This is a genomic window from Massilia sp. P2_C2, assembly GCF_056404615.1.
In genome coordinates this window covers 1-17242 of record NZ_JBFUDR010000046.1, presented here as the reverse complement: position 1 = coordinate 17242, position 17242 = coordinate 1, and the positions used below count along the sequence as shown (strand labels likewise).

The following is a 17242-nucleotide window of genomic DNA, read 5'->3' as shown; positions in this document are numbered from 1 at the left end:
GCCGCCAAGTCTACCACTGCGTGCGTACTATGCCGCGCCGTCGACCTGCGCGGCACTGGTGAAGCCATTGGCGGCGCTAGCTTTCAGGGGCTCCGGTCCAACACCACGTTGCCGGAGACGTCGTAGCTGCCGTTAATATAGTGATTGTGGCGCATGTGAAAGAGCCATAACCGTAGTGCTCAGTCACCGTGCCTGTGTGGTCGGGCACGCTGATTAGGTGGCCTGATGGTGTTTGGGGACGGCAGAAGTTACTCTACCGCGGCAGGCGGGGGTGCAGTATCCGGCAACACACTTGGCGTTGCGCTTCTTTTTCAGCCTACCGCGCTGCTCAGGCCAAGACCTGAGCCCCGAGAAAAACATTTCTAAAAAGACGCCTAATCGAGCCGTTTTACGCACGAAAACGACCTGCGCTTGGCTAAACCTTGCGTTGCAAGCTTATTTAGATCAGCAGCGTTTAACGCTGCACCAGGAAGCGTTTAACGCACTAATCAACGCCAGCACGGCCCTGCGTGCCAATCGGAATTACGTGACATAGAATCTCGATAGGCATCGTGAATGTCCGCACCGGCGATTTCGGTCGCCACCAGCGGTGGTATCGCCAACGGGATGCCGTTTTCAGTCAAATTTGGATAGCTCACGGTCGCGATACGAATTTTGCACATGTGGAATACAAACAGATACGACCGATTTCCACCCCCGGCGGCAGGCAACCGAGGCATTTTTTTCCATCCTGCTGATCACCGCCAAGCACCAAAAACTCTACATTATAGAACTTACGAGTTGCCATAATGAAAGAAAACAATAGCGATCGGTTCAATGCATGAATAACCGCTTGCAATCCCTCGTCTACTCAAAAGTGGCCGCGCCCAGTATTTGCAAGTCCAGCATAAGCTTTTTCGCAAGTCTTTCGTAATCAAACCCCTTTGGAACCTTCACAACAGGATTTGCCATAATATTAATCATCTCCGTTATCAAACGCCTCCGAAGATTGTCTTCAGAAAGAGAGACGATTTCCTTCGGATTCAATGGCACTGCCAAGCTGAAATACTTGACCTTTTCCTTTGTGAAAGGATGTGTATAGGTTCCAGACTTATTGTGCTTTTCGCAAAATTTCAGATTTTCCTCTGCATCCTCGTCGACCGAAACGATAACAAGCATAAATCGTCCGATGGTTCCGTAGCTTTCGTGAGCCAAAGTCGGATTTATAGCCGCCTCGATCGCATTTGAGAACCTGTTAAGCGCCATGACCGTCTCATTTGTCGCTACGCTTGCAACTGTTAAATGCATTGCAATCTCACTTAAATCTCTTGTTACCTGGTGGCAGTTCACCATGAGTAACATAATAACCAATCAAATTAACCTTCTCTTGCACTAACACTTGGATCGCATTTCCAGTTGTTTGAACCACCATTGTAAGGTTCAGCCCGTCCAAGACCGCTTGAGAATATCTAGTGTCCGTATCAAAGGAAGTGCCAAACTTCCAAACATCTCCCATTTTCAACTCCACGGTGCCGTGCCGAACATCTGGATATAATCCATCGGCCCTCGCGACAAGCGCATATTGATACTCAGGTGGACCGCTATTACTACTGTTCGCTTCTTTGGCAAGTAACTTGTCCAACTGCGTCCAAGCTCTGGCCAGTCTTTGCTCCGGAGTTGTAGCCTTCCTTTCCATTTCCAGAGAGTCGTCGGGATCGGACAGCTCACCGTTACGTTGCCCCAGAGCCCCTGCCGTCCCGGCAGCCGCTCCTCCTGCTAACATACGAAGAGGTAGCGCGCATGCAGGATAACACGCAACAGTGTTAAAAAGGTATGCACGCTGTGCCGGAGTCAATCCCTCCGGCGAAGTTCCATTGTCTAGACTCGTAGGATTATTGAGCCAATTAAGGAATTCAGCCGCCCCGCCAGTGCCACCTTTTTCTCTCCACTTCTGATACAGGTAGCTGATCTTATTCCTACGGTCCGCCAATCGTTCTTGCCGCTGATCGAACTGCAAGCCCTGCATTTTGGCACTTGTTTCCAGTCCCTCGTAATAGTTCCGGTACCAGTCCTGCGCCTGCTGCCTGGCCGCCGACTCCTGCGCGTACTGGGCCTGGGCCTGGGCGGCGTACATCGCGGATATCTGAGCTATCTCCTCGGACGTGTATTGTATTTGATTCGTTAACACCTTATTCGCGCAGGAAACACCGCCGCACATCAGGATACCCAGGGGCCTGGCCGCGCCGGCAAAGGCCAGGCCGGAAGAGGCGGTATAGATCTGGACGTTCACCTGCACCATGTTACCCTGACGCATGGTCATGCTTATAGCACTGGCGCTGATCAGAGGCTGTGCCCCTGGCAGACCGCTGGGGTCGGTACAGGTCAACGGATTGTTCTCGCAATAGCTGTAACGGTTGTAGTTCTGCAGGTTCCCCCCGTCATTCACGCTGGGGTTCGGCTGCATGAACAACCCCAGCATCGGGTCGAACAGCCGGCCATTCATGTGCACCACGCCCACGTCGTCGAGTTGCTCGGCGCCGGCAAGGCCATTGCCGGTTCCCGAATTCAGGGTCGGACTCCAGTCCACGACCACGTTGCCATTGGCATCGTAGCTGCCGTTGGTATAGCGGTGCTTGCCGAACGGGTCGTAGGCGTAGCGCGCCGTCACCGCTCCCGTATGATCGGTGGTGCTGATCAGGCTGCCCAGGTGATCCTTGTGCCAGTACTCCACCTTCACCAGGCTGACGCTGGCCGGCGGGCTCTGGGTGATGTCCACCGTTGGTCCCGGCAGCGCACCGGTGCTGATCAGTACGCCGATGACCTGGCCGCCCACGGTCAGCATGTGGCGGTTGCTGATCGCGCCGCCAGGGGCCGTTTCCGACTCGAAGTTCCCGCCCACATACCACGTGGTGCGCGTACCGCTGGCGTTCACCCGGGTTTCGCTCACCCGCGCGTGGTTCTCATCGTATTGCCAGGTGTATTTGGGACTGCCGGACGGGCCTTGCAGACCCTGGCCGCTGTCCGGCTGGTCGAAGCTGGTGTAGCTGACGCTGCGGTATTTACCGTTGGTGGCGCTGATGACGTTACCGTTGTCGTCATAGCCGTAGCTGGCGGTGTAGCTGCCCGCCACGCTGCGCACCGCGTGCGGTTTGCTACCCGCGCCGCCGCCCGGCGCCACGTAGCTGAAGGTGCCGACGTCGCTCTTGCTGATCAGTTGCCCCACGGCGTTGTACTGCAGGTTGACGGTGCGGCTCAGGTTGGGGATGGCCGGCGCGCTCACGGTGTAACTGGTCAGGCGATTGAGCGCGTCTCCATAGACGAAGCTCTCGCTCACGGCGCCGGTGCTGACGCCGCCGCTTTCGTCACCGTTATCGTCCGTTCGGCCCGTGAGATTGCTCAGGCTGTCCCAGGTGTAGTGCTGGGACAGTACCTTGGTCGGGCTGGCCGCAAGGCCGGTGGCGAGGTCGGTCACCCGACCGGTGTTGGCGTCGAAGACGGCCTTGGCGGTCACGCTGTTGGCGCCGCCGCCGTCGCTGCCGTAGACCTGTTGTTCCGCCTGGCCGCGGGCATTGACGACCCGGCTTTGCCACAGCACGCTGCCGGCCGCCAGGGTGACGCTGGCCGCGCGAGCCCCTTGGGCGTTGGGCAGCGGCGCGACGTTGGCGGTCGTCCCCAGCAGCAGCTTTTCCAGCCAGCCGTTGGTGGTGTAGGCGTAGGTCACCTTCACGCCGGTCGGGTAGGTCTGCGAAGCCAGGCGGCTGGTGTTGGGCTCGTAGCTCACCGCGCTGATGAAGCTGGGGCCGTTCGTGACGGTGGTGCGGCTGCTGGTGGGGCGGCCCTTGTCGTCGTAGGCGTACTGGTGGCTGACGTTATTGGTGGCGCTGCTCTGGCAGAGCTTGCCCTTGCCCAGGGCCGGGTTGGCGGCCATGCAGGAGCTGCCGTCGGCGTTCCTGTCGTAGCGCCAGGTGCTGGTGTATTCGGGCTCGACACGGCTGGTCATGCGGCCCAGCACGTCGTAGACCATCGTGGTCTGGGTGCCGCCTTTGGCCTGGTTGGGGCTTTGTTGCCACACCAGTTCGCCCAGCGCGTCGTAGGCGTAGTTCCACACGCCCGTGTCGGGGTCCTGCAGCTGGGTCTTGCGGCCGCGGTAGTTATAAACCACCACGGTCGCATTGCCCGTCGCGTCGATGGTCTTGATCAGGTTGCCGAAGACGTCGCGCTGGTGGATCAGGGTCGCGCCGGCGGCATCGGTCACGACCGCCAGCTGGCCGAGGGCGTTCGTCTCTTCGATGCGCTGCTGGCCCTTGTCATTGAACGTGGTGGTCTTTTGCCCGCTATAGGTAAAACGGGTCAAGGCCACGGTACGGCTGCCGAAGTTGGGGCCGTAGCCCATCGAGGTGTGCGTGCTGTTGCCCTTCGGGTCGGCCACGAACACGATGGTCGAGCGCCCGAGTGCGTCCACCTGCACCCAGGTCAACCCCACGTCGTTGCTGCCGGTCGTGTTCGCGCTGAGGGTGCTGGCGAAGTAAGGTTGGGTTTGCTGGACCTTCACGCCGTACTGGTCGTACGTGCTGTCGGTGTAGACGGGCACGTGGGCGAAGGAGCTGCTCTGTGCGCTGCCGTCGAAGCTTTCCGTGACGCGGCGGATTTCCCGGCCCAACGTATCGGTATAGACGCGCTGATACGGGCCCATCGCCAYGCCATTGGCGTCCAGCGGCACGCTGTGCACGAACATCATCGTGTCGGGCAGGAGTTCTCCACTCGGCGGCGTGGGGCAGCTCAGGGGGTCGCCGTTGGCGGTGCTGCTGTTGCTGCTGGTGTCCACGCCCTGCCCGGCGATGATGCAGTAGGCGGTGACGACGCTGGTACCGTCCGCGTGCAACTCGCGCGTGACGCGTCCGAAGTCGTCGTATTGCCAGCTGGTCGTCAGGCTGTTGGGGCCTGTGAGGCTGAGCATGACGCCAAAGCGCGGGTCGTAGCTGCGGTTCTCRCTGAAGGCCAGSCCGGCSGGGTCCACGGTCTGGGTGGTGGCRAACAGGCCTGCGGGAATGTTGACGTTGACGTTGCCGCCGCCTACCTTGATCGACTGGTTAGTCACCGCCGCGTAGGCGCTGCTGGTGCTGCGCGTGGCGAACAGGGCCTGGCCGGTGGCACCCGGCGCATTGGCGACGCTGGCGCTGATACGGTTGCCGGACGACAGGTCGTARTCGTAGCTSGTGACCGTGGCCAGTTGCGGGGAGTCGGGCTCGAYCGTCTCGCTCTTGAGYWGYCCASCCTTGGCACCGTCCGCCGAGCCGTAGTAGGTATAGCTCGTCGTACGCGTGTAGTTGAACGGATTCGACGGCACTTGCGCCYGCGCMGGCTGCCAGRCCAGCARGCCCAGCAGTGCAATGAGCGGTATCCGACGCATCAACGCCTCCATRGCGCAAACCACGCCGGCCATGTATCCGACCCGCTGGCGGCCTGTATCTTCAGACATGCCGCATCCCGAGTTCCCAACCTCTGATGTGAGCTTCATTTCTTGTTCCTGCAATTTTTAATTAGGTCGAGCTGACGTACGGACGATTGGTCGCGTGCGCCAAACCGGGGCCACTTCGTCGAGTGATAGTTGAAGGCCGATCCCGCCCAGGATGGGCAAGCAGGCGCTTGCACATCCGGGCTCGTGCTGCCGGTACTGTTCAAGACACGGGGTGTTCTTGAGCGATTCAATCGTCCATGTGCAAATTGACGATAACGCTCAATATCTGACTCATCGGGACAGGTGCCGGCGTCGGCGTGGCCGGGACGATATTGGCAACGGCCGACGTCCCCTGGCTGACCGTGCCCGCAACGGCGCTGGGCACCTGGCTGTTGACGGTGGACCGGCTCATCCTGCCGATCACCCACGCGCACACCAGACCGCTGGCGTCGGTGCAGGCGGTATTGTTGGCTGTCGTATCCAGCGTGTTCGTCACGGTTTTTGTGAACGTCTGCGACACGCCGGCAACCGTGCCCGTTGTCTGGGTTTGCACCTGCAGGGGCTCGCCCGAGTCGGAGAATTGCGTGACGGTCGTAACCTGCTGGGGCAATGCGGTACCGTCCAGATCGTTGCCTGAGCTGACGGTCTGATAGACGTAAGGCCTTGCCACCTTGGCACTGACCGGGCAGGGCACGCTGGCAGTCGCCGCCGCCGCATTGGCCTGGTTGGTCTGATCACAGTACACGTTCGTGGTCGATGACAACGGCGTGGAACTGCCGGTGGCATTGATGGTCCCGCGATAGGTCTTGGCGCTGGCCGTCATGCCAATGTAAGGATGGACTTGSATCCGCTGGGTTACAGTGGTCAACGCTTCACCGTTCGGCGCGACGATTTGACGGCGCACTTCGCGGAAGCCCAGCAAACCCCGGCCACGGATATCTTTCTTCAAACCGGCGTAACTGTATTCCGTCGTCGTTGTCGGCGCGGCGCCACCGCTGCGCTTGATCGAGGCTCCCACACCGGCGTCCGATACGGTCCTGGCCACGACATACATGGTCGGCGTCTTGTCTTGCGCATTGGTGATCGCATACGCCGGGTTGCGGGCATCGTCGACGTAACGATTGATGCCGCCATAATTAGCATCCGACAGGGGAACATAATAGACGTTTGTCTGCACCCCCATACCCGACGTGACTGAATTCATCAGGTCCGGCGGCGTTGCATCGCTCTTGGTCAACAAGAGGTTGCTGGTGGCAGTGCCAGCCGAAGGCGCACTGGCGAGCCTCAATATCTCAACGGCGCCATGGCCGGTAAAATCACCGAGGACATAGCCGAAATTCGCGTTTCGCAACTGGATGGGCGTCGCACCGCCCAGATTGAACGTGCTCGACAGMCTGAAGGTGCCGTCGCCATTGCTCAAATACAGGGCGTTCTTGGTTGCATCGCTGTGCCACCGCAAAATGTCCTGACGTCCATCGCCGTTGGCATCGAAGATGTCCACACCAATGGTGCCGTCTTTCGAGCCCAATATGTCATCGGCCCCATTGATATTGAAATTGGTCAGCCCACTCAGCGTATTGGCGCCCTGGGTGTCGCTGCCCGATAAGCAGCCTCGCTTACCGCCGCCGTTGTAATCGATAAAGCCCCCCGATCGGCACGACGCAGCGGAGCTGACGAACCCCGTCAGATACGTTCCGGCGGGAATGCTCGTCGACGTAGGCATTACGTATGGGGTACCGAGGCTTTCGAATGTCCCATCCCCACGCGAACGGGCCACCGATATCGCGATGGATGAAACGCCGTCGCTGCCGGCTCGGACGAAAACACTGAGGTCGTCGACGCCGTCGCCGTCCRCATCKCCAACAGCCGGATCGAGTGGATCGGTCTGTGAAAACATGCCATTGCCGGTGTAGGAAGCATTGGTGAATTTACCGTTGCCGTCGCCATAATAGATCGACGTGCAGTTACTCACCGAACAAGGTTGCGTGGAACTACTGTACGCGTATAACGGCCCGGCAGCTTCGGTCACGACGACGTCAACCTTGCCGTCGCCATTGACGTCCAGAAAATTGTAATTCAAACCATAAGATAACCCCAGGGGCGAGCCACTCGAATCCCTGATCATCTGTTGCTGAGACCTTTTCAGGGTCACACCCGACACCGGATTCGGCGTGAACGATCCATCGCCTTTATTGATGTAGGCGGTATCTGTTCCGCCCGAGCAGCTATTCCCGATCACCAGAATATCCGGAAGACCATCCCCATTGATGTCGACGATGTAAGCTTGGCTGCATCCGTTCGCCGACGACAGATTCACGGACGACAGATTGAATTGACCCGCCCCGGTTCCCGATGGAACCTGCGCGAATGACCCATTGCCCTGGCTCAAATACAGCTTGTTACTGGACGTGCTTGCCGTCCAATTGCTTCCCGTCCAAGTGCTTGCCGTCCAATTCACGGCCAACAAGTCAGTCTTGCCGTCGCCGTTGACGTCAATTGGAATCACAAATGTCGAGTTGCCATCGCCGGACCGGAGAACGGTCGTGGCCAGCGGCGATGCCGAGAATGTGGCATTCGGGTAATAAGCGTCGTTGCCGCCTTGGGTGTAGCTGAACGTCGGCGCCGGCAAACACCGGGTGGCGCCTTCTCCGACACACTCCTGAATCTTCTGGATCAAACTGCGCCCGGTAAACGGGCCATTGGCATAGGACAGCAGGATATTCTTGACGGGCACGGCATCTGCGGCCTTCCCCAGCGAGCCCGTGTTCGGGCTATTGACGTAATAGTTGATTGATTTTAATAGCCGGGTACTGACATTCTTCATTGGCAGCACGAAGTTGTTCGGCTCAGTCTCACTCTTGTCTGTACGAAGGTCGTTACCGGAGGCATCAACCAGGTAGTTGAAGATGATCTTGTTCCCACTGTATTGAATTTCCCTGAGCGCCCACTCACGCGCAATATCGGGCATACCACTGCTCTGGGTGCTGCTGCCCCAGCGGACGTTACGCTGCTCGTACTTGTAGTCGATATTGTTGCCGAATGCATTGCTCAACCTTGCAATCGCCCACACCATGGGGACACTGATGGTGGTGTTGGTGCCGACGCTGGTGATCAGCGCGTTGGTATTCGCATCAGCGTTGGGCGAGGCACCAAATTCCGCGATCTGGCCGGATTTATACCAGACCTTGAAATAGGCGGGCCCGAATGCACCGGTGGTGTCACCGTTTGCATACCCGTATGCCCGGATCCTGGCGTAACTATCCCGCTCGGTTCGGTATTCCCGGTATTGATTCGCACCGAGACCGAGCGCATCGCCGACCTGCAAACTTGCGGCCAACGGTGTGCCCGAACTGTCGGTTTGTATCAGGCGCTGGCCGTCCAGGCATAATTTGTCGCTCCCGGCATAACGGACTCCAGAAGAAGTTCCATCCGTGGCCAAGGTCGCGGGGCAGCGCGTGATGGCAGAAATCCCTTGCAGGCTCCAGCCATATCCGAGCGGGCCGTTGCCAGAGCCTGCCGCGTAGGAGAGACTCAATGACGGCGTCATTCCCCCTGCGCCCGGCGGCAACGTCAGATCATATTTGTAGGTCGCGGTACCGCTGTCCGACACCGCGAATTGCGCACAGGCGGAACCCGCCACGAACATCGAAAACAGCAGCACACCACCGTGGATGGTTCGCGCAGACATACGACGCATCGTTCTGGCTGTCACGTTCAAGAATTTGAGCACGCCCTGGACCTCAATATGATTAGCTGCCACACCCGTCGCGATCGCGGCTTTGCCTTAATTCGGCCAAAGATGCGTGACGATGACTGGTCTGAAAAAGAAACACTCGCCCCAAAGGGCAAAAAACCAAAACCTGAATTCCCGCAAATCAAGCCGACGAAACAGAGAACCCGACCGGATACGGAGTTGTGCGGAGACGGAGAAATCCTATTGATACCGCAACGACGGCCATGCATCAGGCAACCGTTTGGCATTTTGGACCGGCATCGAAGGCTGCCAACGGCGCCGGGTCAACAAGATGCCGAGATTACATCGAAGTATACGTAGTGAACTATTTATTGAAATTATGAAATATGTCAATATAAGCAATGAAATTAACCATATTCGAAAGATCACCTACCTCCGCAGTGAATTTTCACCGATGACAAAGGCGCGCATCCCATGGCACCAATGTTTTCCATGCATTTCCACCACTACTAAAAAATACATTTCTATCCAATTACCACCAAATCATATTCAAACCCATGACTCATCGGGTTTGCTCTCGTGTCAACAGCATTCAATAGCAAACATGCTTTGAGCCTGGCGGCAATCCCGTCCGAATAAATCGCCTCCTGATCTCTTTCGCAAGGTTCTATGCCACCCCGCCAAAAGGTCACAAAAAATAAGCTACCGCCAGTCGCAACAACGCCACAATCGTGCGGTCAAATGTTAAATTGCTCCGCTATAATGAAGCCTCGCAGAAACTCTTCGACCATCCACCATGAGCGCACAACCCAGCGTCCTCGTCGTCGAGGATGACGTCCACATCGCCCACGTCCTCGGCTTCATGCTGGAGCGCCAGGGTTATCGCGTGATCCACGTGGCCGATGGCCGCGCCGCCGTCCAGCACGTCGTGTCGCAGCCGGCGCCGGATCTCGTGCTGCTGGACGTGATGCTGCCGTACGTGGACGGGTTCGAGATCGTGGGCCTGATCCGCGCCCAGGCCGGCTGGGAAGCCGTGCCGGTGCTCATGCTGACCGCCAAGAACACGGAGCGCGACACCGTGCGCGCCCTCGACGCCGGGGCCAACGACTTCATCATCAAGCCGTTCCAGCCGCAGGAATTGCTCGCGCGCCTGCGCCGCTTCCTGAAAACGACCGCATGACCCTGGCCATGGGCGGCATCGTTCCGGCCCATGCACTCGCCATCGCGTTCACGGCGCCGTCCGACCCGATCCTGGCGGCGGCGTACTGGACGGGTATCGGCGCCCTCTTCCTCACCCTGCTGCTCGGCGCCCAGATCGTCCGCCTGCGCATGGCCCTGCGCCGGCGCGAGCGGCGCGAGGCGCGCGCGCTGGCGCGCTGGCGTCCCGTGCTGAATGCCGCCATCGTCGGCGAAACGCCCGAGGAACTGCCGCGCCTGAGCGATGCGGAACGTCCTCACTTCATCAAGCTGTGGGTGCACCTGCAGGCGTCGCTGCGCGGCGACGCGAGTCTCGCGTTGAACGCCGTCGCGCGCCGTCTCGGCGTGGCAATCGACGCGCGCGCCATGCTCGCGCGCGGCCCGCGCACGGACCGCCTGCTCGCCACCTTGCTGCTGGGCCACCTGCGCGACCGCAAGTCGTGGGACACGTTGCGCGACCTGACCAACAGTCCCGACGTCACGCTGTCGCTGAGCGCGCTGTGGGCGCTCGTGCGCATCGACCCGCCCGAGGCGGCCGCCTACCTGACGCCGCTGTTCGTCGAACGCGACGACTGGGCCATGTCGCACGTGGCCGGCATCCTGAAGGAAGCGAGCGCCCCGGTCGCGGGCGTGCTGGCCGATCTGTTGCCGGCGCTGCCGCCGGAGCGCCTGCCGCGCGCACTGCGTATCGCGGAAGCCCTGCGCATCGTCCTGCCGGACGAGCTGCTGGCCGGCGCCCTCGCCGCCGCCGACATCGAGCTGGTGACGGCGGCCCTGCGCATCGTCGACACACCGGGCCTGCTGCCGCGGGTGCGCGAGCTGCTGGCGCACCCGGACTGGCAGGTGCGCGTGCTGGCCGCGAAGGCGCTGGGCCGCATCGGCGACCGTTCCGACGTCGACCGTCTGGCCGGCCTATTGGGCGACCGCGAATGGTGGGTGCGCTACCGCGCCGCCCAGGCCATCGCCGAACTGCCGTGGCTCGGCGGCGCCGAACTGGACGGCCTGCAGGCCGCTCTCACCGACCGCTTCGCCGCCGACATCCTCGCGCAGGTGATTGCCGAGACCCGTTCGCCCGTGAGGACCGCATGATGTCGCACCGTCTGCTCATCGAATCCGTCACCTGGTTCGTGCTGTGCTACTTCATCCTGCTCAACGGCGGCTACCTCGTGCTGAACATGCTGTCGCTGCGCACCCTGCACCGCAAGGGCCAGGAAGAGATGCTGGACGACCTGCCGCGGGCATACTCCGGCCTGGAGCCGCCCGTCAGCATCCTCGTGCCCGCCTATAACGAGGAGGCGACGATCGCCGCGTCGGTGCGCTCCATGCTGCAGCTGACGTATTCCGAATACGAGGTCATCGTCGTGAACGACGGCTCGAAGGACAATACGCTGGACGTGCTGAAGCGCGAATTCGGCCTGCTGCCCTTCCCCGAGGCCTACCGGCGCCGGATCGCGACGAAGGACATCCGCCAGATCTACCGCTCCACGCGCTTTCCCAACCTGCGCGTGATCGACAAGGACAACGGCGGCAAGGCCGACTCGCTGAACGCCGGCATCAATGCCTCGCGCTATCCCCTCGTGTGCGGCGTGGACGCCGACTCGATCCTGCAGCGCGACAGCCTGGAAAAGGTCACCGAGCCGTTCCTGCGCGACCCGACCGTCGTCGCGACGGGCGGCACGATCCGCGTCGCCAACGGCTGCGAGGTGACGGGCGGCTTCCTCACCAGGGTCGGCCTGCCGCGCAACGTGTGGGCGCTGTTCCAGGTCGTCGAATACCTGCGCGCCTTCCTGTTCGGGCGCCTCGGCTGGTCGTCCGTGAACGGCATGCTGATCATCTCAGGTGCGTTCGGCGTGTTCCGCAAGGACACCGTGATTCAAACCGGCGGCTACCGTCCGGACACGATCGGCGAGGACATGGAACTGATCGTGCGCATGCACCGCCTGCTGCGCGCGCAACGCCAGCCGTACAAGGTCGAATTCGTGCCGGATCCCGTCTGCTGGACGGAAGCGCCGGAAGACTACAAGACCCTGAGGAACCAGCGCATCCGCTGGCAGCGCGGCCTGGCCGAGAGCCTGAGCGCCAACTGGGGCCTGATGTTCTCGAAGAACGGCGGCGTGCCCGGCTGGCTCGCCTTCCCCTTCATGCTGCTGTTCGAATGGCTCGGCCCCGTGGTCGAACTGGGCGGCTACGTCTTCATGGTCTGGGCCTTCCTCACCGGAGAAATCTCGTGGCAGGCGTTCACCACGTTCATGTTCGTCGCCATCGGCCTCGGCATCCTGCTGTCGGCCTCCGGGCTGCTGCTGGAAGAGATGTCGTTCCACATCTACCCGCGCGGCAAGCAGCTGCTGGCGCTGGGCGCCGTCGTGCTGCTGGAAAACCTCGGCTACCGCCAGCTGAACACGGTGTGGCGCCTGATCGGGCTGTGGCGCTGGGTCACGCAGAAGGAATCGACCTGGGGTACGATGAAGCGCAAGGGCGACTGGCAGGCCAGCACGCCCGGCTCCTGACCGAATGTCCGCTGCCCCATGCACCGAGTCCTGCTGCCGCTCGCCCTGTCCGCCATGACCCTGCCGGCCCAAGCCGCCTGGCTGCACGAATGCCCCGCCGGCACAACGCCCGGCGGCACCCTCCAGGCCGAGGCGAAGGCGAGCGGCCCCGGCGCCGCCGCGCTGCGCTACGTCGTCAGCGACCAGGCCCGCGTGCCCGGCTGCACGAGCGTCGCGCTGGCGCCCGGCGCCCAGGTCGAGACGCTGGTTCCGCTCGCGCCGGGCGAGAGGCCGGAAGACGTGATCCTCCTGCACGGCAACGTCACGGACGGCCGCTTCGCCGTCAGCGCGCACGACCTGCCCTCGGCGACACCGGGGCCGGAACACCCGACGCCGATGCCGCTGCACGCGAACCTGCTGGCCAGCATGCGCGTGCGCACGTTCGGCGTCGAGGAGCGCGTGCAGGCGACGCTGGCGGACGGCCACCTGCGCGTGACCTGCCGCCCGGGCCAGCGCGCGGCCGGCGCGATCCTCACGGGGCCGTGGTTCATGACGCGTGCCAACGCCCGGGTGGCCACGACCTACGCGGCGCAGGGCGGATCGTTCACGTGGCAGGTCGCCGACGAGGCGCGCCGCGCGCGTGACGACGCCTTCGACCTGGGCTCCCTGCCGGCCGGCGACAAGGCCGCGCGCCTAGCACTGCCGCCCAGGCTGGACCGCGCCAGCTGGCGCCAGTTCGTGCTGCTGTGTCCCGCCACGCAGGGCGCCATCGACATTACCTCGCTGGCGCTGGAGCCAGGCGCAGTGCCGCAACCCGCGCCGCGCGCGACCTGGGTCTGGCGCCCGGGCGACTGGATCGACGGCGGTCCCGCGCTGCTCGACTGGGCGAAGGACCAGGACATCCGCACGCTGTTCGTCACCGTGCCGCTGAACGACGGCACCGCCGTGCGCGCAGCCGACCAGCTGGCCGATTTCGTGCGCGCAGCGGGCGCGCGTGGCATCGCAATTTATAGCGTCGACGGCGACCCGCACATGGTGCTGGCCGACGAGGTGCCGGCCGCCGCGCGCCGTGTGCGGGCCTATGCTGCCTACAACGCTGCGCAACCACCGGAGGCGCGCCTGCGCGGCGTGCAGTTCGACGTCGAACCCTATCTGTTGCCGGACAACGTGTTGCCGCCGACCCGGCGCGACACAGCCTACGTCGAGATGGCGCGCGCACTGAAAGCCGCCGCCGGCCCCGGGCTGCGGCTGGAATTCGTCGTGCCATTCTGGTGGGGCAGGAACCCCGCGCTGCTGGACGCGCTGGCGCCGCACGCGGACGCCCTCGCCGTGATGGACTACCGGACCGATCGTAGCCAGATCGTCGACTTCGCCATCCCCTTCCTCGACTGGGCGGCCAGCCACGGCCGCCAGGTGCGCATCGCGCTGGAAGCCGGCACCATCGAGCCGGAAATCCAGCGCCGCTACGTGAAAGCCGGCACGGGTGACTTGCAGGCCGTCGACGTCAACGGGCGCCGGGTGCTGGCCCTGCTGCGCCAGCCGGTGACCAGCACCGCCGCCGGCGCTTCCCTGTACCGCCTGCAATCCACGCGCACCATCGACGGCAGCGCGACGACGTTCCTCAACGACAAGGCAGGTCTGCTGCGCCTGCTGCCCGGCCTGGACGCGGATTTCGGCGCGTGGGATGGCTACGGCGGTATCGCCATCCACGAATTGCGCTGACACAAGCAATCGATAAAGTCGGTATGACTTCGAACAGCATCCCGGCGTGCATTTTCGTTTCTATCCAGCAAGAATCAATTCTCTCCAAATATTCCGTGATTTCCTCGCCGCGTTGACGATCTTCGCAATTGAACGAGGCCTGATGCCGCTCGCAGAATGGCCCATCGCTCAAAGAAGGCGACACGACGGATCGGTGCGATCCAGTCGACGGTAACCGCCAGGCAAAGCACTGGGGATTACATATCACAACCATTTATTTTTCTGGAGGAAACACGTATGCAAGCATTCAGCACCAGAATTGCCATACTTTCGATCGGCGCCGCGGCCGTTCTGGCGGCCTGCGGCGGCGGGTCGGGCAGCAAACCCGACGCGGGTCCCGTGGCCGACGCGGGCCACACCCCCCGCATTCTCGCGGCCCTGGGGACGACCTGGAACAGCGTGAAGTTCGGCGGCGGCGGCTATGTCACCGGCCTGATCTACCATCCGACTTCCCCGAACGTCCTGTACGCCCGCACGGACGTCGGCGGCGCCTATCGCTGGAACCAGGCCGCGTCGTCGTGGACGCCGATCACCGACGGCGTGGGTTTCGGCGCCGGCCAGGGCGCCCACTGCATCGAAAGCATGGCAACCGATATCCAGAATGACCAGAAGCTCTACATGGTGGCCGGCTGCGACGGCAGCGGCCGCATCTACGTCTCGAACGACCGCGGCACCAACTGGACCTCGTACCCCGTGCCCTTCAAGGTGAAAGGCAACGACGCCGGCCGGGCCATCGGCGAGCGCCTGAAGGTCGACCCGAACAATCCACAGTGGCTGTGGTACGCGTCGCGCCAGGACGGCCTGTACACGAGCTGGGACGGCGGGCAGAACTGGACCCAGCGGGGCGGGCTGTCGACGACCCATTTGACCAGCAGCGCGATCGGCGTCGAGCAGCTCATGTTCGAAGCGCCGACGACGGGCGGCACTGGGGGGACCTGGATCGAGTATGCCGCCATCGCACCGGACTACGCCAACGCGGCGGGCCTGACGTCGACCCTGTACGTAACCGGCAATGGCGGCAGCAACTGGACGCCGGTCGCGGTGCCGTCCAACGTGGTCGGGTACCACATCCCGCACATGGTGCGCTCCGCGGACGGCTATTACTACATCGTGTTCAACAAGGACGCCGGGCCCGGCGCCGGCGGTACAAGCTACCTGTACAAGTTTGGCGGCAACAGTCATGGCAACACCTGGACCCAGCTCAACACCACCGCCACCACCTGGGGCGGTTACGGCGGCGTGTCGGTCTACGGCACCGGCGCGACCACCCGCATCGCGCTGTCCGTGAGCGGCACCTGGGGCGACTGGACTGGCCAGCACATGATGAAACTGTCCGACGACAACGGCGCCACCTGGCGCGAAATCGTGTCCCAGACGCCGCATTCGCCGGCGGGCAACGAGTACTGGGGCTGGCTCGACGACGTCGAGATCGACCCGAACAACCGCGACCACATCATGTACGTGTTCGGCGGCGGCATCTGGGACACCACGAACGCCTCCTCGGCGACGCCATCCTGGAACATGAAGGTGAACAACCTCGAGGAAACCGTCACCATGGCGATGGTCACGCCGCCGGCAGGCGCGTCGTACAAGCTGATCAACAGCGCGGGCGACGTCGGCACGTGGGTCCAGACCGACCTCGCGACGAAGTCGACCAAGGGCCCGGCGACGGGTTGGAGCAACGGCAACTCGGCTGACATGGCCTGGTCCGATTCCCAGTACATTGCCGTCGCCGGATCCGACCACAGCGGTGGCTTCGGCTTCTCGTCCGGAGACGGCGGCAACACGTGGACGAGGTTCGCCAGCTTGCCGGCCGGCGCGGCATCGAATACGTCCAATGCGTCGAACATCGCCGTCACCTCACGCAACAACGCCGTCTTCGCGCCGGCCGATTCGGTGCCTTCGTACACCACCGATAACGGCGCGCACTGGACCGCGACCAACCTGCCCGCGCTGTCGCCGGTCAGCGGCTTCCCGCGCAGCTACAAGCTGGCGGCGGACCGCAAGAACCCGAACAAGGTCTACGCCTACGATTCGGGCGGCGCATGGTGGGGAACGCCAGGCAAGGTCTACGTCTCGACCGATGGCGGCCACACCTTCACGCTGAGCCAGGGCTCGGTGAACGCGAACCTGCGCGCCAATCCGTTCGGCGTGACCACGATGACGGTAAACCCGAACGCCGAGGGCGACATCTGGCTGGCGGACGGCAACACCGTGTACCACTCGACCGATTCTGGCGCTACCTGGACCAAGATCAACAACTTCGCATCGATCTGGGGCACGCACGACACCTGGTCGTATCCGGACGTGCAGGGCGCCAGCTTCGTGACGCTCGGCAAGGCCGCTGTCGGCGCGCCGTACTCGGCTGCGGTGTACGTGGTCGGCGTGATCAACGGCCAGTGGGGTATCTGGGCTTCCGACAATGCCGGCGGCACATGGACCCGCTTCAACGACGATAACCACCAGTTCGGCGGCATCGGCGCGATCGCGGGTGACTGGAACACCTACGGCAGGCTGTATATGGCCGGTGGTGCCCGCGGCATCCAGTACGCCAACTAAGACCCTGTCCGGGTAGGGTGGGCACCCCGTGCCCACGCGAACGCCGGCGAACCGCAAACGCCCGCGTGGGCACAGGGGTGCCCACCCTGATATGTATTGACCCGTCAA

Annotated in this window: 8 protein-coding genes; 5 read left to right on the top strand and 3 right to left on the bottom strand. The window is 62.5% G+C overall.

The genetic code is table 11. The features are described 5' to 3' along the window. Positions 1–846 precede the first annotated feature (846 nt). The 3 genes from AC1DYX_RS08130 to AC1DYX_RS08120 all read right to left on the bottom strand — a co-directional run bounded on the left by AC1DYX_RS08130 (position 847) and on the right by AC1DYX_RS08120 (position 9125). A complete protein-coding gene (locus AC1DYX_RS08130) occupies positions 847–1245 on the bottom strand; it encodes a hypothetical protein (RefSeq protein WP_477258109.1) in 399 nt (132 codons plus the stop codon). A gap of 49 nt (positions 1246–1294) precedes the next feature. Next, on the bottom strand, positions 1295–5326 hold the full coding sequence (locus AC1DYX_RS08125) for an RHS repeat domain-containing protein (protein WP_477258107.1): 4032 nt from the start codon (positions 5324–5326) through the stop codon (positions 1295–1297). Between the two features lie 358 nt (positions 5327–5684). Continuing rightward, a complete protein-coding gene (locus AC1DYX_RS08120) occupies positions 5685–9125 on the bottom strand; it encodes an FG-GAP-like repeat-containing protein (protein WP_477258105.1) in 3441 nt (1146 codons plus the stop codon). An 802-nt stretch (positions 9126–9927) separates the two neighbouring features. Between AC1DYX_RS08120 and AC1DYX_RS08115 the strand changes: the two genes are divergently transcribed. The 5 genes from AC1DYX_RS08115 (at position 9928) to AC1DYX_RS08095 (ending at position 17134) form a co-directional block, all read left to right on the top strand. Next, positions 9928–10311, top strand: coding sequence for a response regulator transcription factor (locus AC1DYX_RS08115; protein WP_477258103.1), 384 nt, complete (start codon positions 9928–9930; stop codon positions 10309–10311). After that, positions 10308–11417, top strand: coding sequence for a HEAT repeat domain-containing protein (locus AC1DYX_RS08110; protein ID WP_477258101.1), 1110 nt, complete (start codon positions 10308–10310; stop codon positions 11415–11417). Before AC1DYX_RS08115 ends, AC1DYX_RS08110 begins: the two co-directional genes overlap by 4 nt. After that, positions 11414–12835, top strand: a complete 1422-nt coding sequence (locus tag AC1DYX_RS08105) for a glycosyltransferase family 2 protein (RefSeq protein WP_477258099.1) — start codon at positions 11414–11416, stop codon at positions 12833–12835. Before AC1DYX_RS08110 ends, AC1DYX_RS08105 begins: the two co-directional genes overlap by 4 nt. An 18-nt stretch (positions 12836–12853) precedes the next feature. Beyond that, positions 12854–14536 (top strand): hypothetical protein, encoded by a 1683-nt coding sequence (locus AC1DYX_RS08100; protein WP_477258097.1) that lies wholly within the window; start codon positions 12854–12856, stop codon positions 14534–14536. Positions 14537–14812: 276 nt separating this feature from the next. Continuing rightward, entirely contained in the window at positions 14813–17134 is a 2322-nt protein-coding gene (locus AC1DYX_RS08095; protein WP_477258095.1) for a beta propeller repeat protein, read from the top strand. Positions 17135–17242: the final 108 nt, after the last annotated feature.

Bases quoted from the DNA above. Each gene is read 5' to 3' on its own strand.
- AC1DYX_RS08105 (WP_477258099.1), top strand. From the start codon at position 11,414: ATGATGTCGCACCGTCTGCTCATCGAATCCGTCACCTGGTTCGTGCTG.
- AC1DYX_RS08110 (WP_477258101.1), top strand. From the start codon at position 10,308: ATGACCCTGGCCATGGGCGGCATCGTTCCGGCCCATGCACTCGCCATC.
- AC1DYX_RS08130 (WP_477258109.1), bottom strand. From the start codon at position 1,245: ATGGCGCTTAACAGGTTCTCAAATGCGATCGAGGCGGCTATAAATCCG.
- AC1DYX_RS08095 (WP_477258095.1), top strand. From the start codon at position 14,813: ATGCAAGCATTCAGCACCAGAATTGCCATACTTTCGATCGGCGCCGCG.
- AC1DYX_RS08115 (WP_477258103.1), top strand. From the start codon at position 9,928: ATGAGCGCACAACCCAGCGTCCTCGTCGTCGAGGATGACGTCCACATC.
- AC1DYX_RS08100 (WP_477258097.1), top strand. From the start codon at position 12,854: ATGCACCGAGTCCTGCTGCCGCTCGCCCTGTCCGCCATGACCCTGCCG.